This window comes from Exiguobacterium sp. Helios, assembly GCF_014524545.1.
Lineage (GTDB): Bacteria > Bacillota > Bacilli > Exiguobacteriales > Exiguobacteriaceae > Exiguobacterium_A.
Genome location: NZ_CP053557.1, coordinates 2,597,611 through 2,622,353 on the forward strand (window position 1 = coordinate 2,597,611; position 24,743 = coordinate 2,622,353).

27 protein-coding genes, 1 other RNA gene and 1 pseudogene are annotated in these 24,743 nt (G+C 50.1%); 3 read left to right on the forward strand and 26 right to left on the reverse strand.

Translation table 11 applies throughout. The annotated features are described in order from the left end of the window. Positions 1–10: 10 nt before the first annotated feature. Complete coding sequence (locus tag HNY42_RS13510; RefSeq protein ID WP_188004641.1) at positions 11–2,428, reverse strand: 3-hydroxyacyl-CoA dehydrogenase/enoyl-CoA hydratase family protein; 2,418 nt, start codon at positions 2,426–2,428, stop codon at positions 11–13. Positions 2,429–2,613: 185 nt separating this feature from the next. On the opposite strand from HNY42_RS13510, the gene HNY42_RS13515 reads away from it, so the two are divergent. Continuing rightward, positions 2,614–3,255 carry a class I SAM-dependent methyltransferase gene (locus tag HNY42_RS13515; RefSeq protein ID WP_188004642.1) on the forward strand — a complete coding sequence of 214 codons (642 nt, stop codon included), beginning with the start codon at positions 2,614–2,616 and terminating at the stop codon, positions 3,253–3,255. Between the two features lie 169 nt (positions 3,256–3,424). Here the strand turns inward: HNY42_RS13515 and HNY42_RS13520 are convergent, their stop codons facing one another. The 13 genes and pseudogenes from HNY42_RS13520 to HNY42_RS13580 form a co-directional block, all read right to left on the reverse strand. After that, complete coding sequence (locus tag HNY42_RS13520) at positions 3,425–4,246, reverse strand: DUF2785 domain-containing protein (RefSeq protein WP_188004643.1); 822 nt, start codon at positions 4,244–4,246, stop codon at positions 3,425–3,427. Between the two features lie 250 nt (positions 4,247–4,496). After that, entirely contained in the window at positions 4,497–5,414 is a 918-nt protein-coding gene (locus HNY42_RS13525) for a proline dehydrogenase family protein (RefSeq protein WP_188004644.1), read from the reverse strand. A gap of 84 nt (positions 5,415–5,498) precedes the next feature. Further along, positions 5,499–6,173: a TVP38/TMEM64 family protein gene (locus HNY42_RS13530; RefSeq protein ID WP_114595146.1), complete on the reverse strand. Its 675-nt coding sequence runs from the start codon at positions 6,171–6,173 to the stop codon at positions 5,499–5,501. Further along, a complete protein-coding gene (locus HNY42_RS13535; protein WP_147269818.1) occupies positions 6,170–6,835 on the reverse strand; it encodes a PAQR family membrane homeostasis protein TrhA in 666 nt (221 codons plus the stop codon). Before HNY42_RS13535 ends, HNY42_RS13530 begins: the two co-directional genes overlap by 4 nt. 223 nt (positions 6,836–7,058) lie before the next feature. After that, positions 7,059–7,674 (reverse strand): annotated as a pseudogene (hisIE, locus tag HNY42_RS16385) (bifunctional phosphoribosyl-AMP cyclohydrolase/phosphoribosyl-ATP diphosphatase HisIE). Further along, positions 7,671–8,420, reverse strand: a complete 750-nt coding sequence (gene hisF / locus HNY42_RS13545) for an imidazole glycerol phosphate synthase subunit HisF (RefSeq protein WP_188004645.1) — start codon at positions 8,418–8,420, stop codon at positions 7,671–7,673. Before hisF ends, hisIE begins: the two are co-directional and overlap by 4 nt. Then, positions 8,414–9,118, reverse strand: coding sequence for a 1-(5-phosphoribosyl)-5-[(5-phosphoribosylamino)methylideneamino]imidazole-4-carboxamide isomerase (hisA, locus tag HNY42_RS13550; RefSeq protein ID WP_028105795.1), 705 nt, complete (start codon positions 9,116–9,118; stop codon positions 8,414–8,416). The genes hisF and hisA overlap by 7 nt, the downstream gene beginning before the upstream one ends. Beyond that, positions 9,091–9,678, reverse strand: a complete 588-nt coding sequence (gene hisH / locus HNY42_RS13555) for an imidazole glycerol phosphate synthase subunit HisH (RefSeq protein ID WP_188004646.1) — start codon at positions 9,676–9,678, stop codon at positions 9,091–9,093. The genes hisA and hisH overlap by 28 nt, the downstream gene beginning before the upstream one ends. Next, on the reverse strand, positions 9,675–10,256 hold the full coding sequence (hisB, locus tag HNY42_RS13560) for an imidazoleglycerol-phosphate dehydratase HisB (RefSeq protein WP_188004647.1): 582 nt from the start codon (positions 10,254–10,256) through the stop codon (positions 9,675–9,677). Before hisB ends, hisH begins: the two co-directional genes overlap by 4 nt. Further along, positions 10,229–11,200, reverse strand: coding sequence for a pyridoxal phosphate-dependent aminotransferase (locus HNY42_RS13565; protein WP_188004648.1), 972 nt, complete (start codon positions 11,198–11,200; stop codon positions 10,229–10,231). The genes hisB and HNY42_RS13565 overlap by 28 nt, the downstream gene beginning before the upstream one ends. Continuing rightward, a complete protein-coding gene (gene hisD, locus HNY42_RS13570) occupies positions 11,200–12,417 on the reverse strand; it encodes a histidinol dehydrogenase (RefSeq protein WP_026827609.1) in 1,218 nt (405 codons plus the stop codon). The genes HNY42_RS13565 and hisD overlap by 1 nt, the downstream gene beginning before the upstream one ends. Further along, positions 12,417–13,025 (reverse strand): ATP phosphoribosyltransferase, encoded by a 609-nt coding sequence (gene hisG / locus HNY42_RS13575; RefSeq protein WP_012371233.1) that lies wholly within the window; start codon positions 13,023–13,025, stop codon positions 12,417–12,419. Before hisG ends, hisD begins: the two co-directional genes overlap by 1 nt. Continuing rightward, entirely contained in the window at positions 13,026–13,847 is an 822-nt protein-coding gene (locus tag HNY42_RS13580; RefSeq protein WP_026827608.1) for an ATP phosphoribosyltransferase regulatory subunit, read from the reverse strand. 131 nt (positions 13,848–13,978) lie between these two features. Between HNY42_RS13580 and hisJ the strand changes: the two genes are divergently transcribed. After that, on the forward strand, positions 13,979–14,773 hold the full coding sequence (hisJ, locus tag HNY42_RS13585) for a histidinol-phosphatase HisJ (protein WP_188004649.1): 795 nt from the start codon (positions 13,979–13,981) through the stop codon (positions 14,771–14,773). A 74-nt stretch (positions 14,774–14,847) separates the two neighbouring features. Here the strand turns inward: hisJ and HNY42_RS13590 are convergent, their stop codons facing one another. The 3 genes from HNY42_RS13590 to hxlA all read right to left on the reverse strand — a co-directional run bounded on the left by HNY42_RS13590 (position 14,848) and on the right by hxlA (position 16,958). Further along, the gene (locus HNY42_RS13590) at positions 14,848–15,615 is read right to left on the reverse strand and encodes a hypothetical protein (protein ID WP_188004650.1); all 768 of its coding nucleotides are present in this window, start codon (positions 15,613–15,615) and stop codon (positions 14,848–14,850) included. Between the two features lie 158 nt (positions 15,616–15,773). After that, entirely contained in the window at positions 15,774–16,322 is a 549-nt protein-coding gene (gene hxlB, locus HNY42_RS13595; protein ID WP_188004651.1) for a 6-phospho-3-hexuloisomerase, read from the reverse strand. Next, on the reverse strand, positions 16,323–16,958 hold the full coding sequence (gene hxlA / locus HNY42_RS13600) for a 3-hexulose-6-phosphate synthase (RefSeq protein WP_188004652.1): 636 nt from the start codon (positions 16,956–16,958) through the stop codon (positions 16,323–16,325). A 204-nt stretch (positions 16,959–17,162) separates the two neighbouring features. Here hxlA and HNY42_RS13605 point away from each other — a divergent pair, with 204 nt between their 5' ends. After that, positions 17,163–17,528, forward strand: a complete 366-nt coding sequence (locus HNY42_RS13605) for a winged helix-turn-helix transcriptional regulator (RefSeq protein ID WP_012371239.1) — start codon at positions 17,163–17,165, stop codon at positions 17,526–17,528. Between the two features lie 55 nt (positions 17,529–17,583). Here HNY42_RS13605 and HNY42_RS13610 read toward each other — a convergent pair whose 3' ends face one another. The 9 genes from HNY42_RS13610 to rbsB all read right to left on the reverse strand — a co-directional run bounded on the left by HNY42_RS13610 (position 17,584) and on the right by rbsB (position 24,736). Then, a complete protein-coding gene (locus HNY42_RS13610; RefSeq protein WP_188004653.1) occupies positions 17,584–18,093 on the reverse strand; it encodes a GNAT family N-acetyltransferase in 510 nt (169 codons plus the stop codon). A gap of 175 nt (positions 18,094–18,268) precedes the next feature. Then, positions 18,269–18,787, reverse strand: coding sequence for an AAA family ATPase (locus tag HNY42_RS13615; RefSeq protein ID WP_188005459.1), 519 nt, complete (start codon positions 18,785–18,787; stop codon positions 18,269–18,271). An 11-nt stretch (positions 18,788–18,798) separates the two neighbouring features. After that, entirely contained in the window at positions 18,799–19,146 is a 348-nt protein-coding gene (locus HNY42_RS16310) for a short-chain dehydrogenase (protein WP_131502486.1), read from the reverse strand. A gap of 167 nt (positions 19,147–19,313) precedes the next feature. Beyond that, positions 19,314–19,672, reverse strand: a transfer-messenger RNA (tmRNA) gene (gene ssrA / locus HNY42_RS13620). Between the two features lie 58 nt (positions 19,673–19,730). Continuing rightward, positions 19,731–20,201 carry an SsrA-binding protein SmpB gene (gene smpB / locus HNY42_RS13625; protein ID WP_014971147.1) on the reverse strand — a complete coding sequence of 157 codons (471 nt, stop codon included), beginning with the start codon at positions 20,199–20,201 and terminating at the stop codon, positions 19,731–19,733. Between the two features lie 32 nt (positions 20,202–20,233). Further along, complete coding sequence (gene rnr / locus HNY42_RS13630) at positions 20,234–22,591, reverse strand: ribonuclease R (protein ID WP_188004654.1); 2,358 nt, start codon at positions 22,589–22,591, stop codon at positions 20,234–20,236. Positions 22,592–22,605: 14 nt separating this feature from the next. Beyond that, on the reverse strand, positions 22,606–23,346 hold the full coding sequence (locus HNY42_RS13635; protein WP_028105784.1) for an alpha/beta hydrolase: 741 nt from the start codon (positions 23,344–23,346) through the stop codon (positions 22,606–22,608). 100 nt (positions 23,347–23,446) lie between these two features. Further along, positions 23,447–23,680 (reverse strand): preprotein translocase subunit SecG, encoded by a 234-nt coding sequence (gene secG, locus HNY42_RS13640; protein WP_012371248.1) that lies wholly within the window; start codon positions 23,678–23,680, stop codon positions 23,447–23,449. A 141-nt stretch (positions 23,681–23,821) separates the two neighbouring features. Continuing rightward, a complete protein-coding gene (rbsB, locus tag HNY42_RS13645) occupies positions 23,822–24,736 on the reverse strand; it encodes a ribose ABC transporter substrate-binding protein RbsB (protein ID WP_026827595.1) in 915 nt (304 codons plus the stop codon). Between the last annotated feature and the right edge of the window lie 7 nt (positions 24,737–24,743).

Genomic DNA, 24,743 nt, shown 5'->3' on the forward strand with positions numbered 1-24,743 from the left:
CCCCCAGTCATCAGTTACGAAGCGGCTTGCCTTTGACAAGCATATGTTGCATCCGTTGTTGTGTTTTCAGTTCGCCGATCAAGCTCAAGAAGGCTTCCCGTTCGATATCGAGCATGTACTGTTCATCGACGTGTGTGCCAAACGAGACGTTCCCACCGGCAATGACGTGTGCGAGTTTGCTGGCAATTTTTAAATCGTGTTCCGAAATATAACCGCCGTAGAACATTTCACGGGTCGCGAGTTCAAGCGTTGCTTTCCCGGCGCGGCCGACGACCGGAATCTTCGCATGGGCCGGTGCCGTATAACCGGTCCGGTCGAGCTCAAGCACCAGTTGTTTTGCATCAAACGTCAGGTGGTCACGGTTCATCGAAATCTGATCGACGGTCCGGACATAACCGAGTTCCCGTGCTTCAAAAGCCGATTTCGAAACTTTTGCCATCGCGACGTTCTCAAACGTCTTCTGTGCGGCTTTTTCGATGTTGACGAGTCCGTCCGGTGTATTCTCAAGCAGACGGCGATACGTGTTGACGTTTCCGCCGCCCCCCGGAATCAGACCGACACCGACTTCGACGAGTCCCATATAGGTTTCAAGACCGGCTTGCAAACGGGCTGCCGGAAGCGAGATCTCCGTTCCACCTCCAAGCGTCATCCCTTGCGGCGCGACGACGATCGGACGCGATGCATAACGGATTTTCTGAATCGATTGCTGGAACTTGTTGATGATCCAGTCGAGTTCGAACCAATTTTCATCCTCTGCTTCCATCAACATCATCGCCAGGTTCGCCCCGACACAGAAGTTTTTGCCGTCGTTGGCGATGACAAGACCCCGATGATTTTTTTCAACGAGATCAATCGACTGTTCGATCATCTGCATGATATCGACGCCGATCGCGTTACTCTTCGACGTGAATTCAAGGACGGCGACATCGTCTCCCAGATCAAGCAGACGGGCACCGTTGTTTTCAAGCAGGACGCCGTTTGATTTGCGGACGTCGCGTAAACGGATTTCTTTCGGATTGACCGCACTGCCGACATATTTTTGTGACTGCGCATCGTAAAACTGACCGTCTTCGTTATAGAAGCTGGTGACGCCTGCTGCGAGCATCTCATCGACCCAGGTCGGGACATCGTATCCGTCCTGTTTCATCTTCGCGACCGTCTTCTCGACGCCGAGGGCATCCCACGTCTCGAACGGTCCCATCTTCCAACCGAAGCCCCATTTCATCGCTTCGTCAATCGCTTTGATTTCATCCGCAATCTCGTGTGTCAGTTGCGCCGAGTACAGCAATGTTTTCGCATGGATCGGCCAAAGTAACGCACCGACACGGTCCTTCGCAAAGACAACGGCTTTCAGTTTATTTTTAGCGCCCAGAAGAGCTTTTGCCTGACCGATCGACGGTTCGGTAAGCGCTTTCTTTTCAACGTATTCAAAAGTCGTTAGATCGAGTTCGAGGATCTGCTTGCCGGCTTTTTTGTAGAAGCCTTGACCCGACTTCGCCCCGAGTGACCCTTCGTCAACCAATCGTTTCATTTCTGCCGGTACGGCAAACATGTCTTTTTCCGCTCCGTCCGGTAACAGGTCATACACGTTATTGGCAACGTGAACGAACGTATCAATCCCGACGACATCAAGCGTCCGGAATGTCGCGGAGCTTGGACGACCGAGCAATGGTCCAGTGACGGAATCGACCTCCCCGATCGAATAGCCACCTTTTTTCATTTCATCCATCGTGACGAGCAACCCGTATGTGCCAATCCGGTTGCCGATGAAGTTTGGTGTGTCTTTTGCGATGACGACGCCTTTACCGAGACGTTCTTCGGCAAACTGTTTCATGAACTGGACGACTTCCGGATTGGTATCACGTGTCGGAATCAGTTCGAGCAGCTTCAAGTAACGCGGCGGGTTAAAGAAGTGCGTCCCGAGGAACCGGGCATTAAACGATTCCGAGCGCCCTTCGCGCATCGCTTCGATTGAAATCCCTGACGTGTTGGAACTGACGATCGCATCTTCGCGTAAGAACGGTTCGATTGTTGCGAATAACTGTTGTTTGACATCCAGCCGTTCGACGATGACTTCAATCACCCAGTCGGCTTCTTTGAGACGTCCGAGATCGTCTTCGAGATTTCCGACTTCGATTAACTCAATCAATTGTTTGGAAGCCAGTGGTGCCGGATTTTGTTTGAGCAACTTTTGCCGGTTGTCGCGGGCAATCCGTGAACGAACTGATGCATCATCAAGCGTCAATCCTTGTTTCGTCTCCTGCGCCGTTAATTCTTTTGGTACAATATCAAGCATCAATGTCCGGATTCCCGCGTTCGCGAGGTGTGCGGCAATCCCTGCACCCATGACCCCTGAACCGATAATGACGGCGAATTGAATATGTTTCGTCGTGTGTACTGTGGTCGGCTGACCGATTTGACTCGCCATGATAGACCCCCTGATTCGTAATTGAATGAACAACCATTCATTATTCTGACAAAAAAAGAAGCCGTCCGTTTTTCCACTGCTTCCTTCTACATCTCCATCATAAATGAATTATCATTCAGTAGCAATAAAAAATCAGCTATTGGTCAAATTTTCCTGTTAGACTGAAATCAAAAGGGGGAGTTCTCATGAAATCGACAGAACAATTATGGGATCAAAAAGCGACCGACTGGGCCGATCGTTCGGAGATGATGTGGACGTCGGGCAGCCGGAAAACGATTATTCCGTTTCTGAAGTCCGTCATTACGTCCGGCAACTTACTCGACTTGGGATGCGGTGACGGTGCGGCCTGCCGGTTGCTCGCAGACGCGTTTCAGGTATCAGGACTTGATCTGTCCGAAGAAATGATCCGGATCGCCCGTGACAAATCACCGGCACTCGACTTCGTCGTCGGAACCGGCGAAGCGTTACCGTTTGCGGATGATACGTTTGACGTCGTCCTTGCCGTCAATTCGCTCGAATGGTCAACGCGTCCCGTCACGGTACTTAAAGAAATCAGTCGCGTTTCCCCACTCGTCGTCATCAGTCTGCTCGGACCAACAGCAGCACCACGGGCGTTATCGTACCGCCGCCTGCACGGGGAAGACGCACCGATGGGCAATACGATGATGCCGTGGGAACTGGTCCAACTGGCAGACGAACTCGGCTGGACGTTGCTTGAGGAAGCCGTCATTCAAAAGGAAGGTGCCGTCATGACTGGTCACCGGTTGCTTGATCAGGCCCATGCGTTTTCCTGTTTATTTGCGTTTCGGACGCGGGAAACGGATTGAGTGCTGAAGAACCAAAAAATCATAAGTTCTAAAGCAGACGTATGTCCACCCGCTTTTCTCGGGCGGGACGCAAGCCGCGCCCATCTAACGATGACCGGGTCTTGCCTGTCCCTGACGGAAGCTAGCTTCCTTTTCCCGCAGAAGTCGAGTGGACACGTCTGTTTTTCGTTTACTGATACCGTTGATGGATTTGAAACAGCAAGTGTTCGATCCGTTCCGGAAGAGTCGACGTCTTGTCCTGCCATTTAACGCGGAAGTAAAAGGCTTGTAACAACTGTTTGGTATTCCGGAGCAGATTAAATCGTTCCTCACTCCATGTCACCGGTACATCGAGCCAGGGTTTAACCGCCGACTCCAATCCTGCAAAAAATGTCTCGTCTGCAATACCCTGCTCCCGTGCCACCATCCAAGCGGAAATCACACGCTCGTGCTCTTCATCTATGAAATGATATACAGGCGTTGTCAAAATTTCGATAAAGCGGACGATTGCCGGCTGTTGTTGCGCTACTCGACAGCGGGGATGAGCCAACCAGACCTGGTACGCATCCGCAATATGGGCAATGCTGTGAGCCCAGCCGTAAGATGGCACCTGTCCCCGGAAATCGGTTTCGTTGTTCAGATACAGCAACAGCTGATCAGAAAGCTGGTCGTAGATTGTCTCATCCAGTTGCGGATCTGCAGCGTCTTTTTCCAGCACAACCGCAAGGAGCAGTGCTGAGAAGGACCGGGTGAACACGGCCGTCTCGTTCGAAGTTTTCAATTGATAAAACAATCCCTCCGGACTGAGGACAAACGACACAATTTGTTTGGCAGATGCTACGGTAAACGTTTCTGACATGATCCATTCCGCAAGTCGTGAAAAGATCAGTTCATCCCGAAGGACCGGGTCCAAACTGCCGATATGGTACAACATCTGTTCCAGCAATTCCTCCGAAATCACCGTGTTCTCTTGTTGCAATTGCACTTTCAACTGCTGCTCCGTTACATACATGCCGCTGCCTCCTCTGTAGTAAGTGAAGAAAGATTTTGCTTCCCCGTGACTCCTACGGGAAAAAGCGCAATTTTTTTGCGCTGTCAGAGACAGGCGAGACCCGGCTCATTGATCCCACGGGTCAAAGAGCCGCGACTTGCGTCTCGCCCGAGGAAAGCACGGGAAGAACGAAATCTTTCAAGCTGTTATAAAAAGCATAAAAAAAATGAAGCCATGACAGCTCCATCTTTCATTTCTCTATTATTCGTTATTATCCTTTAACCATTCCTTTAAGGACAAACGCCACGTTTGCCGGACGTTCCGCTAAGCGGCGCATGAAGTAGCCGTACCAGTCACGACCGTACGGGACGTAAACACGGACTTTATAGCCGAGCTTCACGAGTTCAAGCTGACGTTCGACACGGATGCCGTACAGCATCTGGAATTCGAACTTGTCGTTGCCGATGCCGTTTTCTTTTGCATAACGGATGATCTGTTCAATCATCGCGTCGTCATGCGTTGCGACCGCGGCATAGTTACCGAGTGACAGTTGAAGTTTTACGAGTTTGATGTAGTTATGATCGACGTCTTCTTTTTCCGGGAAAGCGACCGTTGCCGGCTCTTTGTAAGCCCCTTTGACGATCCGTAAGTTCGTCTCGAACCGGCCGACACGTTTGATGTCGTCTTCCGACCGGTACAAGTACGACTGAATGACCGTTCCGATATTATCAAACGACTGACGTAATTCTTCGAACAATTGAATCGTTTTTTCACAACGCGGCTCGTCTTCCATATCGATCGTGACGAACACGCCGACTTCCTTCGCCCGTGTCAAAATCCGTTCCATGTTCGAGCGGATCAATTCATCCGAGATATCGAGACCAAGTGATGTCAATTTCAGTGAAAGTTGCGAGTCTAATTTATCTTCCGCAATCATTTCCACTGCCCGAATACATTCCTGTGTCATCATTTCCGCTTCAGCGACTGTCGAGATGAACTCACCGAGGTGATCCATCGTGACGCACAATCCCTTTGAATTCAAATCTTGAATCGCCCGTTTTGAAGCTTCCAGTGAATCACCTGCCACAAAGCGCCCTGCACCGAACTTCAGACCATACCGTTTCGCCAGACCATTCAAAGTCTTATTTTGCGATAAGAAGATAAAACCATCCCGTAATACTCGTTCCATCACTCATTACTCCCCCTAAATAAATGCTAGGCTGTTTTACCATGTCGGTTCACATCTCTGCATTCATATTATGACATAAAGCGCTTACATGTGCTCGATGTTTTGTTTTTTTCGAAGTTTTCGTTGTGCAAAAAAACCGATGATGAAAAAGAGCAGGTACAAAAAAATCGCAAAGAAAAATTGCCAGGAAAACGGGTCCCGTAGACTGGCGCCGATATTGTTGTAGACAAAAGCTCCTGGAATGATACCGAGGTAACTGGCGAGCGCAAACTGCCGGAATTTAATTTTCGACAGACCGGATGCATAACTGATCGCGTCAAACGGAAACAGTGGAATCAACCGGACAATCAAGACGACGACGAATCCATTCGTTGCGATCCGTTCATCGAGAACCGTCAATTTACCGGTTCCGATGATCTTTTCGATGCCGCGTCGACCGAGCAGACGGGCAATCCAAAAACTTAATAAACTGCCGGTCCCTGCACCGACGACATCGAGAATCGTCCCGATCCACGGACCGTAGGTATAACCGCCAAACACCGTCAACAGACTCGCCGGGAAAAAGACGAGCGGTCGGATCGTATAAGCCAATATGTACAGCAACATGCCGAAGGCGCCCTGCTGACGAATCCAGTCAGACAAGGCTTGAATATCAAACTGCTCCATCATTCCGGAAAAACGGAAATACAGGAGCAGTCCAAGTCCAACAAGCATGTAGAGTGTAAACGGGAGCCAGTCCCGTAACTTTAAGTTTTTCAAGACATCGGTGCCGGTGCCGGCGCGACGTAATAGAAAATCGATAAGAAAATCAAGATACTGCCGGCGAGGACAAACAGATGCCAAATCGCATGATTATAAGGCAAACGGGCCCAGACGTAAAAGATGACACCAAGGGAATAGGCGAGACCGCCACCGAGCAGAAGTAAAAATCCTTGTAAGCCAAGCGCTTCATACATCGGTTTGATCGCAAACAGACAGCACCAACCGAGAATCAAATACGAGGCGTTCGAAATCCAGACGTGTTTTCCGGTCGAATACAGTTTCCAGATGATCCCGAGAATACCAACACCCCAGACGATGCCGAGCAACGTCCAGCCGAGTGGTCCACGCAACGTGATCAAGGCGAACGGTGTATAGCTCCCGGCAATCAATAAGTAGATTCCCGCGTGATCAAGGATCTGCAACACTTTATTGGCACGCGTATGCATGAGTGAGTGCATCAATGTCGAGAACAGATAGAGTAAAATCATCGTCGCGCCAAAGATACTGACGGCGGTGATGTTCCAGGCACTGCCCGACTTCGAGGCTTGCAGGACCAGCAATACTAAAGCGACGATGCTGAAGATGACACCGAGTCCGTGCGTGATGGCACTGGCCACCTCTTCTTTAAGCGAGTCGCCTTTCGCAAGCAACTCTTCAATTGTTTCTTTTGATTGTTCTTTGATCGTTTTCGTGATTTCTTTTTTCGTGATCAAAATGACACCTACTTTCTGGACAAACAGACTATGCTCTTGATTATACGCCCGCTTTCTACTAAATGCCTATCAAAATGTTCTGACGATTTGATGACACTTCCTTTGTTGTTTTCCCACTTTTTTCAGCAAAAAAACTCTGCATCCCGTTCGAGGAATGCAGAGCCGTGGATTACCACTGTTCGATATCCGGTCGATCCTTGAACGTCGACTTCGTCCCGTGACGTTCGTTCAAAACGGCTTCGACGTCCGTAAACGAAACACCTCGATCAGCAAGCAACACCGTCAGATGATACAGCAAGTCCGCTGTCTCTTCCGCCAGCGTGTCGTCGCCCGCGAGGACGACTTCAAACGCCTCTTCGCCAAACTTCTTGGCGATTTTTTCACGCCCGGCTTTAACCAGGTAGTTCGTATAAGACGCCTCATCCTGTGACGCGATTTTTTCTTTTACCGTGCGTTCAAGTTCATGTAGCATGTGGCACCTCCACTTCTGTATAGAAACATGTCCGATTGCCGGTATGGCACGTCGGTCCGTTGGCTTTGACAGTGATCAACAGACTGTCCTGATCGCAGTCGATCCACATTCGGCGTAGTTCGAGCGTATGCCCGCTCGTCTCGCCCTTCGTCCAAAGCCGGTTTTTCGTCCGCGAGAAAAAGGTGACGAGTCCGGTCGCAAGCGTTTTGTCGTAAGCGGCCTGATCCATAAAACCGACCATCAGGACATCGTTTGTCGTTTCATCCAAGATGACAGCCGCGACGAGTCCTTTTGAAAAATTCAATTCGATCATCGGACGTCGACTCCTCTCGCCTTCAAGTACTCTTTTGTTTCCGGCATCGTATAGGTCGCTTCATGGAAAATCGAGGCTGCCAGTGCTGCATCGGCCCCCGCTTCGAGTCCTTCCGCCAAGTGTTCGAGTGTCCCGACACCGCCGGAAGCAATCAACGGCACATTGACGACTTCACGCAAACGTTGAATCAACTCAAGATCGTAGCCGTCCTTTGTTCCGTCGGCATCCATCGACGTGACAAGCAGTTCACCGGCACCAAGCGATACCGCTTCCTTCGCCCATTCTATTGCATCCCGTCCGACGGCTTGTGTACCGCCGTGCGAGAAGACGCCCCATGAGTCACCTGTCCGTTTAGCGTCAATCGCGACAACCGTCGCCTGAACACCAAACAAGCGGCTGATGTCTTGAATCAGTTGCGGGTTCTGTAACGCCGATGAATTGAGGGAGACCTTATCGGCACCAGCGCGAATCAATCGTTTCGCGTCTTCCAACGTCTTGATGCCGCCGCCGACCGTAAACGGCATGTAGATGACTTCCGCCACCCGCTCGACGATATCGAGCATCGTGTCGCGTCCTTCTTGCGTTGCCGAGATATCAAGTAAGACCAACTCATCGGCACCTTGTTCGTAATAGTATTTCGCGACGGCGACGGGATCTCCGAGGTCGCGCAGATTTTGAAACTTCACGCCTTTGACGACGCGCCCCTCCTTGACATCGAGGCAAGGAATGATCCGTTTCATCAACATACGCGAAGCACCTCTTTCAACGACAACGAACCGTCGAGCAAGGCACGACCGATGACGGCACCGTCCATCCCGATCTCTTTTAAGCGGGCGACATCTTCGACCGTCGTCACGCCACCGGACGCAATCAGTTCAACGCCGTCCCGTTTTAAGCGGTCGAGTCCGTCGACATCCGGTCCCTGCATCATTCCGTCGCGGGAGATGTCTGTGTATAAAAAGGTCTTGATGCCTTTTTGAATCAAGTGTTCGATCGCCCGTTCGAGCGTCCAGTCACTCGCTTCGAGCCAGCCGCGTGTCTGGACGATCCCGTCTTTGGCATCAAGTGCCACAGCCAGCTTATCACCGGCAAGCTCAATCATCTGTTCGAGCAACGCTTCGTCTTCGAGCGCAACCGTGCCGATCAAGATCCGGTCGATTCCAGCACCAACGTAGGCTTCGACCGTTTCGATGTTGCGGACGCCGCCGCCGGCTTCAACAAACAAGCCGGTTTCTTTTTTGATGTCGGCGATCAGGCTCAAGTGAAGGGGTTCACCGGCTTTGGCGCCATCGAGATCAATCAAGTGAATCGCTGTCGCACCGTCTTCTTTAAACCGTCTCGCGATCGTCAACGCATCCCCGAAAAAGGTCTGCTGTTGAAAATCACCTTGTTTGAGCCGGACGGCCTGTCCGCTCATTAAATCGATTGCTGGGTAGAGTTGCATGTCGTCTCTCTCCATTCCTTAAGTAATTTCAATCCGACTTCGCCACTCTTCTCCGGGTGGAACTGCATCCCTGTCACCAAGTCCTTTTGGACGATGGCCGGGACGAGTCGTCCGTATTCGACCGAGTCGACGATCCAGTCCGGATCACAGACCGCACCGTACGAGTGGACGAAATAGACCGCTTCACCGTGATTCTTCAACTGGTGCCAGCCCATATGCGGCAAGCGGACGTCGTTCGGTAATTTTTGAACGGTTCCTGGTAAAATACCGAGCCCTTCTGTCTGTCCGTCTTCATCGCTTGATTCAAACAACAGTTGCATCCCGAGACAAATCCCGAGGAATGGTTTTTTCGTCGCTTGTTCCTGTAAAAATTCAATCAAACCGGTTTCCTGCAGCCGGGCCATTGCCGGCGCATAGGCCCCGACACCCGGTAAGACGAGCGCTTCCGCCTGTCCGAGCAATTCCAGATCACTTGTGACGATGACGGCTTCTCCGAGCTCTTTTAACGCCCGTTCGATGTTGGCGATATTGCCGACACCATAATCTACAATCGCGATCATTGGTCAATCAGTCCTTTCGTCGACGGAACACCGTCTCCGGTCACGGCAACGGCCTGACGGACAGCCCGACCGAGTGCCTTAAACAGTCCTTCGATCATGTGGTGGGTATTTGATCCGTAGAGGACTTGGGCATGAATCGTCATCCGGGCACTGCGGGACAAACCTTGGAAAAACTCTTCCGCCAGTTCCGTATCAAAATCACCGAGCTTCGGATTTTTGAATTCGGCGAGGAAGACCGTATACGGACGACCGCTGAAGTCGAGGACGACCGAGGCAAGCGTTTCGTCCATCGGGACACGTGATTCGCCGTACCGTTCGATGCCGGCTTTGTCGCCTAACGCTTCCGTCAAGGCCGCTCCGAGGACGATCGCCGTATCTTCGACCGTATGGTGGGCATCGATCCAGAGATCGCCCTTCGCTTCGATCACCAGACCAATCCGGGCCTGAAAGGCAAACAAGGTCAACATGTGGTCAAAGAAACCGACGCCTGTCTTGATTTCAACGGGTCCACCACTGAGGTCGATCGCCACCTTGATTTCTGATTCTGAACTTACTCGTTCACTTGTCCCACGACGCATTGCAGTTCCTCCTCTACACATTTCTCTAAGATTTCCATCGCTTCCGTCGAACCGCAACTGACACGGAAGGCTCCGTCAAACAAACGGATCCGCAGTCCGGCGTTGGCACAACGTTCGGTGAAGCGTTCAGCTTCCTCGTATTCAACGTAGACAAAATTCGCAGCACTCGGATATGTTCTGCCAAGCGGTTCGACCAGACGGGCAATCGTGTTCCGGCTCGCGAACGTCTCTTCCAAGACGAGATCCAGCTCCGGCTCGGCCATGATGGCGATTCCGACCGCAGCCGAGAGTCCGGAGACGTTATATGGCGACTTGATTGATTCGACTTCCGCAACGACCTGTTCACTGGCAATCAGGAAGCCAAGTCGCAGGGAGGCGAGACCAAACGCTTTCGACAACGTCCGGAGAATGATCGCGTTCGGATACTCGTCGAGTAAACCGACCATCGATTGCTCAAAGGCAAAGTCGATGTAGGCTTCGTCAATCACGACATATTTTCCGCTATCGAGCAATCGGCGGACATCCGCCTCTTTCCGCAAGATCCCTGACGGATTATGCGGGTGACTGAGGAAGATGATGTTGCCTGGTGCAGCGAGCAGTCCATCGACATCGAGTGCCATCCCGTCGAGCAACGGGACTTTACTGAAGTCAGCCCGTGCGCGGTCGGCATAAAACTGATACATGACGAAGTCCGGTTGCGAGGCGATAACTGGTGACTCTGGACCGGCATAGCGGGCACAGAGGTAACCAATCAGTTCGTCAGAGCCGTTCCCGGCTACGAGTTGCGTCGGACGGACACCGGCATAGGCGCTGTACGATGCTTTGACTTGGTCGATGACTTCGACCGGATATTCATTGATCGGAAACGTCTCAACGAGTTGTTTGATTGTCTCAATGCCAATCGGGCTGTGTGCCGTAAATCGTTCGTTTTGGTGTAATCGCATCAGTTTTCCCTCACTTCTATCGCTTGTGCGTGTGCTTCGAGTCCTTCGACCCGGGCGACCGTTTTCGCGGCATTCGCTAGTCGGGCAACACCTTCCCGCGTCGCTTCGAGCATCGTCTGGTGACGTAAGAACGTTCGTGCCGATAAGCCGGACGCAAAACGTGCCGTCCCGGACGTCGGTAAGACGTGGTTTGTCCCGGCGACATAATCGCCCAGTGTTTCCGGTGTTTCGTGTCCGAGGAAAATCATCCCGGCGTGACGGATCAACTTGACGACCTCTTGCGGGTTCGCGACAGCGAGCTCCAAGTGTTCGGCGGCCAAACGGTTTGCTTCTTCAATCGCATCATCAAGTGAGGCAACGAAGACGCCGCCGTTTTCCATCGCCCGGCGTGCAATCTCCTGGCGCGGTAACTGTTGCAGGCGGCGTTCGATGTTCGCATCGACGTCCGCTTTCATCGCTTCCGTCGGGACGAAGGCAATCGCGACGGCGTCACGGTCGTGTTCGGCTTGTGCGAGGAGATCGGCGGCAATCCGGTCCGGATGCGCCGTCTCATCGGCAATGACGACGACTTCTGACGGTCCGGCGACCGAGTCGATACCGACGATGCCGTAGACTTGACGTTTCGCTTCCGCAACAAACCGGTTACCCGGTCCGACGATCAAATCAACTGCTTGAATCGATTCCGTACCGAACGTCAAGGCAGCGACGGCTTGGGCGCCACCGATCGTATAGATTTCTGTCACACCGGCGATTTTCGCCGCGACCAACACTTCTGTGCTGAGTCCGGTGACCGGTGTCACCATGACCACCCGCTCGACGCCGGCGACTTTAGCCGGAATCGCATTCATCAGGACGGTTGACGGATAACTTGCTGCTCCGCCCGGGACATAAATCCCGACCGAGTCAACCGGAACAAACCGTTGGCGACGGGTGACGTCCGCTTCGACGAGCTCGATGTCGGACGGCAATTCTTGTTCGTGCCACTCGACGAGTCGAGTCGCCATCAGTTTTAACGAGTCGACCAGATTCGGATCGGCTTGATCAAACGCTTCTTGAATTTTCGTTTCATCCAAACGGAAGTCGGTCAGATCAACACGGTCAAATTCACTTGTATAGCGACGGACGGCTGCATCGCCGTCGTTTGCCACTTGTTCCAGAATCGACCGGACGGCTTGCTCCGTCTCACGGTCGACACTGAAGTTTTTTGTCGTTGCCATTACCGAGTCACTCCTTCTGTCAGCTGTTCGAGTAATTGAATCACTTCGACGCGTTTGCGTTTCAACGTCCACTCGCTTGTAAAGAATCGGGCGTTGATATCGATGATTTTTTCATATTCATTAAGACCGTTCGCCCGGAGTGTTTCACCCGTTTCGACGATATCGACGATCGCATCGGCAAGACCGAGCAATGGTGCCAGTTCAACCGAACCGTTCAGCGGCACGATATCGACATCGACACCCAGTTCACTGAAGTAACGTTTCGCGATGACCGGATATTTGGTCGCAATCCGGACCCGGCGTCCGCCTTCGAACTGCAACGGTTCTTTTGCACAGACCGACATCCGGCAAATCCCGAATGGCAATTCTGCCAGTTCCGACAATTCCTGATCCGATTCGAGCAGGATGTCGCTGCCGGTGATCGCGACGTCGAGGACGCCTTGGGCGACGTACGGAATCAAATCCGACCCTTTCATGAAGACGAATTCATGTTCGCCGCGCTTGACGATCAATTCACGTTCGATCGCCCCCCACGTTTCGACGCCTGCTTCTTTTAAATACCGTTCTGTTGTTTTCGACAGCCGGCCTTTCGTAATCCCAATCCGCATTTAGAGCACCTCCGCGAGTCGTTCGACGGAAAATCCGATCCCGAACGCTTGTTGTTCCTGACCAAATTGTTCGTACAGCCGGTCGTATCGTCCTCCGACCAATACCGGCTCGGTCACACCTTCGATGAAACCGTGAATCGTCACGCCATCATAGTACGTCTGCAGCCCCATCTGCCCAAAGTCGAGATCGGCATTGACGGCGTCTGCTAAATCGATGACGGCATTTAAGCGGGTTTCGTCGACATACGGCAAAATCTGTTCCGCCCCTTCCCGACCAAATAAGAGCGGGAGTTTGGCGAGCAAGGCATCATCGAGTTCCCGGGCAATCCGTTTCAGTTCGATGACGTTCCGTAACCGCAGCATCTGTGTCACTTGATCCCGCAGATGGTGATCACCGACCCGGGTTTCAATCAAGTGTTCAATCAGTCCGGCGTCGCCGATCGACAACGTCACTTCTTTACCGGTCAATTCTTCGATCAACCGGACACCGAGTTGGATCGCTTCAACCTCGGCAATGACGCCCCTCTCTTCAAAACCGACTTGGAACTTTTCTTCCGGCTGGAAGACCGAACCACTGTAAAAGACGCGTTTATATTGTTCGCGGCCACGCTCACTGAGCGCCCGCGCGACACTTGTCGTAAAATCCATCCGAATTTGTTCCCGACCACCGACTTCTTCAATTAAAGGGGTGATTAATCGGGTATAGTTAGATTGTTCGAGCCCATCCTCGAGTTGGCGGATGACACGTTGCAGGCGTTCAGCTGATTGCCCGACGTAGTCCGTTGCCCCGTCTTTGAGTCGAATCGTAGAAAATGATTGCATGTCGCCACTCCTTTATCTTGTTATCACTGTACCACGCTAAATTATTTAACGATAAGATACCTTTTTTGTGGTTCGATTGTCAATCCTTTTGCCTGTTTTCGTACTGAAAAAAACATATTGGAGGTTTTGTCATGCAATTGATCAAATGGGACGGTCACGTCCACAGCCCGTATTGTCCGCACGGAACAAAGGATCCACTCGAAGCGTATATCGAACGCGCCCTGTTACAAGGTCTCGAACGAATCAGCTTCACCGAGCACGCCCCGCTGCCGGAAGGACTCGTCGATCCGGCACCCGACAACGATTCCGGGATGTCGTTTGCGACAGCCGAACGCTACATTGAAGAACTGAAGACGTTACGCGACACATACAAAAACGATATCGACATCCGGATCGGAATGGAGTTTGATTATTGGGAGCATGACGTTGACGGCACGCGTGATATCATCGCCCGTTATGGTCCCGAGCTGACAGACGGCATCCTGTCGCTGCATTACCTCTGGATCGAGGACCGGTATTACATGGTCGACTTCAGCAAAGAAAGTTTCGGCGAGATCGTCACGGCGACAGGCAGTGTCACGGCGGCTCACGAACGCTATTACGAAGGCATCCAGGCGCTCGTCATGACGAACCTCGGGACGCATCAACCAAAACGCCTTGGTCACCTGACCTTGCCGACAAAGTTCATCCAAGCCTATCCGCTTGAGCAGACGCCGGCGAACTTGGATGAGACGGTCCGGAAAATCCGCCAGGCGGACTTTACGCTTGATCTCAATACGGCAGGACTGCGGAAACCGTTATGCGGTCTTTCCTATCCTTACCCGGAACTCCTACAACTCACGCAGTCTTTAGGGATTCCGCTCGTTTACGGATCGGATGCGCATTTGGCGAAAGATGTCGGGGCTGATTTTGATTTAAAATGGTAAGACATTAAATATGTAAAAAAAGAATCGCTCGTTTTCATCAACTCTGTCAGGAGTTGCGGGAAACGGGCGATCTTTTATTCTGTTTCAGCATACGGAAACAATCCTGAGTTCACGGAAGGCAATGATTCCGCAAGTATTTTAAGACTGGCAAGCGGGACGTTACCACCTAAGAGAACCGTCTGTTCGCCATCCTGATAAGACAAGCTGGCTTCCCGCCTCGTCTCGTGGGTGTATGCTGTGATGCCATTTGATAATGTCACACTTGCTGACCGCTTATCGTCGATCGTCTGCTGTGATAGCTTCGAGACTGTGATAATAGACTGTTTCCCGGTAAACGTCCACGTGGTCGAAGCGTCTTTTTCGTCATTCCAGACCATTTCATTTTTCTTAAACGTTTGAAACGGAAGCTTCAAGCCACGTGATTTCGAACGTTCGGACTTACTTGGACCTGCCACTGGAAGAATCCCGGTTAATGTCCAGCGATTAGACCGTTCGTAAAATAAGATGATGTAATTATTCTGTGCTTTCGGTGCATGCAGACTGACAACCGCTTTTTGACCGAGAATTGCTTCCGACAAGACATCGTCTTCGGTCGGGACAGCCGTTTGTCCATTTTTAAATGTCAGTTGAATCTGTTCGACGGCCGCTTTTCCCGGTGTATCCGCATCTTTCGATGGCTCTTTGATTAAAAATTCCTCCACCTCATTTTTTTCTTTAACTGGTTTTACTGATTTAACGTCAGCAGGCGGTTTCACGACAGGTTCTTCCGTCTCAGACATGCATCCCGACAGGAGACAACTGCTGATCAATACGATGATTGTCATCGGCTTTACAAAACGCATTCCCCGTCCTCCTTTCTACCCCTTCGTTTCTCTCATTATCACAAGTCGATTCTTTCTGTCATCCGAATAAACTCACACAAATGGGAATACCTTTTTGAAAATTATACCAAAAAGACCGGCAAACGTGTCACACACGTCTACCGGTCTTATGATTTCTTCTATTCCAAATTAGCATGTTTGCCGTACATCGTTTTTGAATCAAGTTGTTTCGCCGCCATGATGTGAAGAATCAATGCGTCGTAAAACAGCAACATCGTTTGTTCAAACAATGATCCCATCGGCTGAACCGTTTCATCCGCCGTGGCTGTCCGCTCTTTCGGCACTCCCGGCAGCTTGACGGTTAAGTCTGCTAACTTCGCCAGTGTCGACGTCGGCTCAATCGTGACGACCGCGACGGTTCCACCGATCTGTTTCGCTTTCTCGACGATTGGAACGAGTGTTTTCGTCTCACCGGATCCTGATCCGATGATCAACAAATCTCCTTCACGCAAGTTCGCTGTGACCGTCTCACCGACGACATACGCATCGAAGTTCATGTGCATCAGACGCATGACAAACGCTTTGCCCATCAAGCCGGAGCGACCGGCTCCAGCGAGAAAGATCCGGTCTGCCTTCAGAACGGCTTCCGCGAGTTTCGTCGTCTCGGCTTGATCAATCGCTTCGACCGTCGACGTCAGCTCTTGTAAAATCGTTTGAATATGTGTCATTTACGCCTCTTGCAGCATCCGACGCATCGTTGACGCTGTTCCTTGTTTGTCGTCTTGTCCGGTAATTCCGCCACCGACGATGATGAGGTCTGGACGTGCTGCGATGACTTCTGGTAATGTCTCCATCTTGATGCCACCCGCAACTGCTGTTTTGGCATTTTTAACAACTGACTTGATTGTCGCGAGATCTTCGAACGAGTTTTGACCGACGGCTTGAAGATCGTAACCTGTGTGGACACAGATGTAGTCAACACCAAGTTCATCAAGTTCTTTCGCACGTGTCGCGATATCTTTGACAGCAATCATATCCACCAAAATCTTCTTGCCTGATTTTTTCGCTTCTTCCACGGCACCTTGGATCGACATATCTTCGGCTGCTCCAAGAATCGTCACGATGTCGGCACCGTGTGCGACAGCTTGGCTGACTTCATAACCGGCAGCATCCATGATTTTTAAGTCGGCGAGAACCGTTAAGTTCGGGAATGCGACTTTCATTTCTTTAACAGCGCGAAGCCCTTCGTTGATGACGACCGGTGTCCCGATCTCAACGATATCCAAGTTTTCTTCACCAATTTCTTTGACTAAAGCGATGGCACCAGCTGTATCGACTAAATCGATTGCGAGTTGTAATTTCATGATCTATCTCTCCCATTCTTCTCTCTATTTATGGATCCTGGCACTTCCTTCTGACGTTCATGAAGGAACATGACTAAATATAATCCTCATAGACGAACTTGGGAAGTACGCACTTTTAATTTACATAGTGCGGTTTTTCATACATAGTGCGGAAAAGTATACTGTCGATGACAAGAGGGCTATACTAAAAAAGGAGGTGGATTGATGCCACATTTTGAAGACCGGCAGTTTAACTGTGAAAAGGAATTGACCCTATCGATCATCGGGGGGAAATGGAAGATGCTGATTCTTTGGCACCTCGGTAAAGAAGGCACCAAACGCTTCGGAGAGCTGAAAAGTCTGATGCCCGGCATTACGCAACGGATGCTCGTCAATCAATTACGGGAGCTGGAAGATCACCATATCATTCACCGGGAAGTCTATCCGGTCGTTCCGCCGAAGGTTGAATATTCATTGACGCCACATGGCTACAGCCTGATGCCGATTTTAGATGCGATGTATGACTGGGGTAAGGATTATGCGAAAAATGTCCTCGAAGTCGAGTTCGAACAACAAAAATTATCACAATAAAAAAGATGCTCGTCTGTCCCGTCTCAATCTGAGAGGAGGCAAGCGAGCATCTTTTTTAGATTTCTTCTGCTGTAAAAATCTTTGACATCGCCAGTTCGTCGACGTATTCGCCGTCAATGAACAGCGAGGCAATCCGCGTTCCTTCGATGTTAAAACCAAACTTATGATACAACTCGATTGCCCGCAGGTTATCTTTCCGAACCGTCAGTTCCAGCCGGACGAGTCCCGCTTCAACGGCAAAGGCATCGACTGCTTCGAGTAATCCGGCACCAAGCCCGCGACCCGTATAAGCATCCAGCAAGCCGATGACGAGATTCGCGCGGTGACGGATCCGACTTGGTTTGCCACCGACGACCAACACATAGCCGACAAGTTGCTCATCGACATCAACAACGAAGATATCTGAGTTCGCGGCCTGACCAAACCGTTCGATGAACGCTTCCGCCTGCTCCGTCGACATGCTGCGTTCTTCCGGTTCATACAACATATATTTCGTTTCCCGATCAATCCGTCGCATCAAATCCGATAAGGCCTTTCCGTCCATCAACGTGGCACGTCGTATCATAGATGTCAGCTCCATTTCCATAAAACATAATATGAAAAAAATTAGTTCTTTTAGTGTACTTGATTAAAACGTAACACGTAACCCTTTTTGACATCTTGAATTGCTCTGCACTGCATTTCTTATCAACAAAGATGTCGTTTAAGTAGTATACGTGTAATTCGGTACATTCCCCTTTTTATGAACAGGGTGATTCTTTGATTTGATGAAGAATTAAGTCCACGATGTCTTGTTGACTCATATCGGTGGTGAGCATTATTTCTCCGTTTATCCCTAACTGATCGTTCGGAATCCACCAGGTATTTAAACGTTCTTCTCCAAACTCTTTTGCAGAGGAACGTAACTTATGTCGCTCGACCGTTTCTGTAAAAGGTAAATCAAAGTAATAGGCAAAGACGTGATAATCAAAGTAGTCAACGAGATCAAGTAGTAGTTCTTCATAAACTTGTTTTTTCAATATTCCCTCTAAAATAACCACTTTGCATGTACCTTTACCAAATTCCGTAATTCTTTTAATTAGCTCGATTGACATATTCCCCAGTGAGTCCGGTACCATTAGCATCTCGCGACGCACAATATCTTGTGAAACAAGCAGCGTTTCTTCCCCTAAATTTTTTTGAAGCATTTTTGCAATTGTTGTTTTCCCGCTTCCAGAATTCCCACGTAAAATAATCAATTTCGTCTCGACTTTAATCAGACCTTTCAAAATTAAATTCCGAAATGAATCATGTACTTTTCTTCTTCTATCGCTTTTGTAATAATCAAAATCAGTTTTTGAAGTTCCTTAGATTTTTTAAAATAACTTGAAGAAATGACGATATTATAAAATAACGAAAGTGACTCAGGTGGAATAATTGTAGTGCCATGGTACGCTAAACCACAAGCTGATCGATTAAATGTCTGGAAATATGTTTTCATAATTAACAGTTGCTCCATTAAGTCGCTAACAATATTGTCACCAACACTAATGCAATTAAACTTCTTTGGTTCATAATCAATATAAATTGAGAGATTTTTGTGGTTATCAATAATCCCAAACTCGTGGGTAAGTGCTATAGTTTTCACCTTCTCATAATTAATGTATTGGGCTTAACTTCATTATTCCAAGTATATCTTTTTAGTATTAATACAACTTTTTATTTTTAAGGTTCAATAAAAATCTATAAAAAAAACCCTTGATTTACAAGGGTTTTGACAATCTTTGAAATCCTTAAGATTTCAGGGTATGGAGACGGTGGGAGTCGAACCCACGTCCGAAGGCATCGTATACTTAAGCTTCTACGTGTGTAGTCAATTTATTGGGATCTCGTCGTCAGGCTGCCAATTGACAGGCGTCCGTCCGACCAGTCTGATTCCATCTCTTCTCTTTCCCTCCAGACGGAAGGGTCCAAGCGTAGCCTGTTTAAAGTGAGACCCTAGAAATCAGCCGACCAGGCGACGGCTGCTAGGATCCGTAGTAGCTATTAAGCTGCTGCGAGTTGTGTGTTAGTTTTGCCAGTTATGGCTGATGCGTTTTAACGAGGCCGACCCCTCGACACGCCACAGAAGACCGAACTACCCCCGTCGAATCCGTAACGTCCCCAAGATATAAAATTGGGGCTTTCCGAATACTATTATAATAGCAGAAAAGTGTTACGGGTTCAATACTTTTGCTTGTCGCGTAACGCACGGTCGATATCACGCTTCGCATCCTTCTTCTTCAGATCGTCACGCTTGTCGAATTTCTTCTTCCCGCGGCCAAGTCCGATCAGACATTTAGCGTAGCCGTTCTTGATGTAGACCTTTAGCGGCACGATCGTGTAGCCGTCTCGCGAGACGAGTCCCATTAAGTTTGCAATCTGTTTTTTGTGCAGCAACAGTTTCCGCGGACGGAGCTGTTCGTGGTTGTACCGGTTCCCTTGTTCGAAGTGGGCGATGTTCGAGTTCCAAAGAATCGCTTCCCCGCCGTCAAAGCGGACGAACGCGTCGCCGATACTGATTTTTCCTTTACGGACCGATTTGATTTCGGTTCCCGTCAAGACGAGACCCGCTTCAATCGTATCTTCAATCGCATAATCAAACGACGCCCGTTTGTTGTTGGCTAATACTTTTGAACTTGTACCTTTTGGCATCTCTCTTCCACCACATTTCTAAACAGAAGCGCTTATTTGCGCTTCCGTTTTTTATTCGAGACCGCTTTATGGAACGGCGGTTTATCCTTCTTGTCCTTCAGCGCGAAGCCTTTGCCTTTCGACTGGTCCTTCGGCTTACTCGGACTCTTCGACTTCCCGCGACGGTCGTCTTTCTTGTCGTCGCGTTTTTGTCCCGGACGGCCGCCGCTTGAACGGATCGTCTTCGACTCAAAGCGTTTTTTCGGTTGGCGTTCCGGCATTCCGACGACTGCAAAGTCGATCGTCTTCTCATCGATGTTGACACCGGTGACTTTAATCTCGACGACGTCGCCGATCCGGAACTGTTGTTTCGTCCGTTCGCCCATCAATTGATAGTTCGCTTCGTCGTAGCGGTAGAAGTCATCAGTCATCGCCTGGATGTGGACGAGTCCTTCAATCGTGTTCGGTAACTCGACGAACATCCCGAAGTTCGTTACGCCACTGACGACACCTTCAAACGTCTCGCCAATGTGTTGTTCCATATACTCGGCTTTCTTGAGTGCATTCGTTTCGCGTTCCGCGTCAACGGCACGACGTTCGCGTTTTGAAGCGTGATCGGCGATTTCCGGCAAAATCGCAGCATAACGGTCCTGTGTGTTTTGCGATTTATCATTAAAGATGATGTACTCGCGCAGGAGACGGTGGACCATCAAGTCCGGATACCGGCGGATCGGTGACGTGAAGTGTGTGTAGAAATCAGTCGACAGACCAAAGTGACCAATCGGTTCGACGTCATATTTAGCTTGTTGGAGCGACCGTAACATGACCGTACTGACGACGGCTTCTTCCGGTTCGCCTTCAACGGCGTTCAGGATCGATTGCAACGTCTTCGGTGCGACCGACTCACCTTTACGTTCAACGTTGATGCCGAAGTTCGCGATGAACTTGAAGAACGTATCGAGACGTTCTGCTTTCGGCTCATCGTGGATCCGGTACATGAACGGCAGTTTTTGGTGCTGGACGTGCTCCGCGACTGTTTCGTTCGCGGCGAGCATGAACTCTTCAATCAATTTTTCAGCAACCGACCGTTCGCGTAAGATGATTTCGCTTGTCTTACCTTCTTCGTTGACGAGGACTTTCGCTTCAGGGAAGTCGAAGTTGATTGCACCACGACGCGAGCGGCGTTCACGGAGAATTGCAGCCAGTTCCGCCATCTGATCGAAGTTCGCGACGAGATCATGATATTTTGCGACCACTTCTTCGTCTTCGCGTTCGATGATTTTACGGACATCGGTATACGTCATCCGCTCCACGGTCTTAATGACACTCTGTAAAATCTCATGGTTGACGACAACCCCGTTTTGATCGATCTCCATGATACAGCTGAGTGTCAACCGATCAACGTGCGGGTTGAGTGAACAGATCCCGTTCGACAGACGGTGCGGAATCATCGGAATTACCCGGTCAACGAGATAGACACTGGTTCCGCGTTCGCGTGCTTCTTCGTCGAGCGGTGAATCTTCCTTGACGTAATGTGAGACGTCGGCGATGTGGACACCGAGCTCGTAGTTGCCGTTTGCAAGTTTCTTGACGTGGACTGCGTCATCGAGGTCTTTTGCGTCCGCGCCGTCAATCGTGACCGTGACTTCCTTGCGTAAGTCGACGCGACCGACGAGATCTTTCTCATCGATTTGATCCGGAATGTCATTTGCTTCCGCAATCGCTGCGTCCGAGAAGTCGACGTTGATGCCGTGCTTGTGGACGATCGACAGGATATCGACACCCGGGTCGTTTTTATGCCCGATGATTTGTAAGACTTTTGCTGTTCCGGCGTAACGGCCGTCCGGATACTTCGTAATCCGCGCGAGGACTTTATGTCCGTCGACGGCACCGAGCGTATCTTCGTTTGCGACGACCGGCAGGAACGTCAACTTCGAATCATCCGGCTCGATGTAGGCGATTGACTCAATCCGTCCTTTTGGACTGACAAACGTCCCGACGAAATCAGCCGGTCCGCGCGAAAGAATCTTGAGTAACTTTCCTTCACGGCGGTCCCCGCCGTTTGATTCAGCAAAAACTTTGACGAGGACACGGTCCCCGTTATAGACATTGCCGAGCTCCGGTGCCGGCAGGAAGATATCGCCTGCAGAACCGTCTTCCGGTGAAACGAATCCGAATCCACGTTGATGGACCGAGATTTTTCCGGCGACTTGTCCGATTTGAGCGAGGGTTCCGTATTTGTTCGAACGGGTCCGCGCGACAAGCGCTTCTTCTTCGAGTTCATTTAACGTCCGGATCAGTTCCTTGAACTGTGCCGTATCCGTTAATTCCAGTTTTTTCGTTAATTGATCAATCGACAACGGACGTTCGTCCGCCGCGATGACCTCTAATATGCGTTCACGTAATTCCAACGTGACACCTCCAGTTAATGGCTCCAGTTCAAGCCGTCCAAAAATTCATGGATGTCTTGGTGGAGCGTTTCTTTTTCTTTGTCGAGCGTAATGACATGACCTGAGTTCTCATACCAGATCAGATCTTTTTGTAAGGCACTGACACCATCATGGATGATATTGGCTGAATCGGTGTTGATCATATGATCATTGCGGGCTTGGATGACGAGTGTCGGTGCATAGACATCTTCGAGTGAATCGCGTGTCTCTTTCAGCAAGGCTTGCAGATCCTTTAAGGTCGGCATCGGTTCGAACACAGCCATCTCCTGTTCGATTTCCTCGACCGATTTTCCTTCTCGCTTCTTAAATTCTCTGGCATACTCCGTGACTCCTGCATACATGACGTCTTCACTTTTGATGTAAGCCGGTGCACACATCGGAATGACCGCTTTGACCGGACGATGCATCGAAAGTCGAAGCGACATGACACCGCCGAGCGACAGTCCGCAGACCGCAATCTCGTCGTATCCTTTCGCTTTTAACTCTTCGTAACCGTCGAGGACATCCTGCCACCAGTCGGCTGGCCCAGTCTTCGTCAGCTCTTCGGGTGGGGCAGCGTGCCCTTTATATTGTGGTGCCAGTGATGTATAACCATGTTTTTGCAGGTAACGTCCGAGCATCCGGACATCGGCGCTTGAGCCAGTGAAGCCGTGCAACAACAGAACGGCCCGGTTGCCGCCTTCAAAAAAGAATGGTTTTGGTAATGTGATTTTCATAAAATGATTCCCCCTCTAACTCTATACCCCAAAATGAAAATTTAGAAATCGAGAAATACGAAAAAACGACAGCGCAATCGGACGGCTGTCGTTTCAGTACTCACTTATAAAAAGCGACGAGTAACGCCAAGATAAAGAATAATGCCCCTAAAATAGACGCTACACGATTTAGGACCGCATCCAAGCCACGGGCTTTTTGGCGACCAAATAATTGTTCTGCTCCACCTGTCAATGCTCCGAGTCCAGCCGTACGGCCTGACATCAAGAGAACGACGATGATGAGAAGAACGGAAACGACGATGAGGCCGACAAGAGCCACGTTATGAATGATCATCGATGATCCTCCTTCAGTAATATACGCTTCTTTCATTATAGAGAAAAACAACTACGGGAACAAGGTATAGATTCGCGAAGTTCATCTTACCTCCAAAAAACACCAGCCGGCTGACAAAATCAGCCCGGCTGGTGAGGAAAATTATTGTTTGATGAGATCGAGTTCGACTGGAATGTTCTTCTCGACTGTTTCCCCTTTAAGGTGTTTGATCGCTGTGTCGATCCCCGTTTTACCGATTTCTGCCGGTTTTTGAGCAACGGTTCCTGCCATTTTACCATCTTCGACTGCTTTGACCGCATCGTCTGTTGCGTCAAACCCGATGACTTTGACATCTTCCATGCCCGCTGCTTTCAACGCTTCGACGGCACCAAGGGCCATTTCATCGTTGTGTGCGAAAACCGCTTTGATGTCTTTGTTGTTTTGCAGAATGTTTTCCATGACCGACAGACCTTTTGCCCGGTCAAAGTTTGCGGATTGTTTCGCAACGACGTCAAGCTTGCTGTCGACTGCCGCATGGAAGCCTTCGCCACGGTCGCGTGTTGCAGATGCGCCCGGGATTCCTTCGAGTTCAACGACTTTCGCTTTGTCACCAACGAGTTCGATCATGTACTCACCCGCTTGTTTCCCACCTGCGACGTTATCCGACGCGATGTGCGCGATGACGTCGCCGGCTTCTGCATTGCGGTCAACTGTGATGACTGGGATGTCAGCATCGTTTGCTGTTTGAACAGCTGCACCGACTGCTGCTGAATCGGTTGGGTTGATCAAGATAAGATCGACTTTCTTTTGAATCATGTCTTCGATGTCGCTTGCTTGTTTGGCCGCATCATCTTGTGCATCCGCGACTTGTAATGTTGCGCCTTGTGCTTTTGCTTCTTTTTCTGCCCCTTCTTTAAGTGAAACAAAGAACGGGTTGTTGAGCGTCGAAATCGACAGACCAATCTTGAAATCTTTTGTTTTCTTCTCTTTTTCCGTGTCACTGCCCGGTTGTTCCGTCGAACAAGCCGCTGCGAACACCATTAAAGCCATCATGACGAGTGCGAGTAGTTTTTTCATATCAATA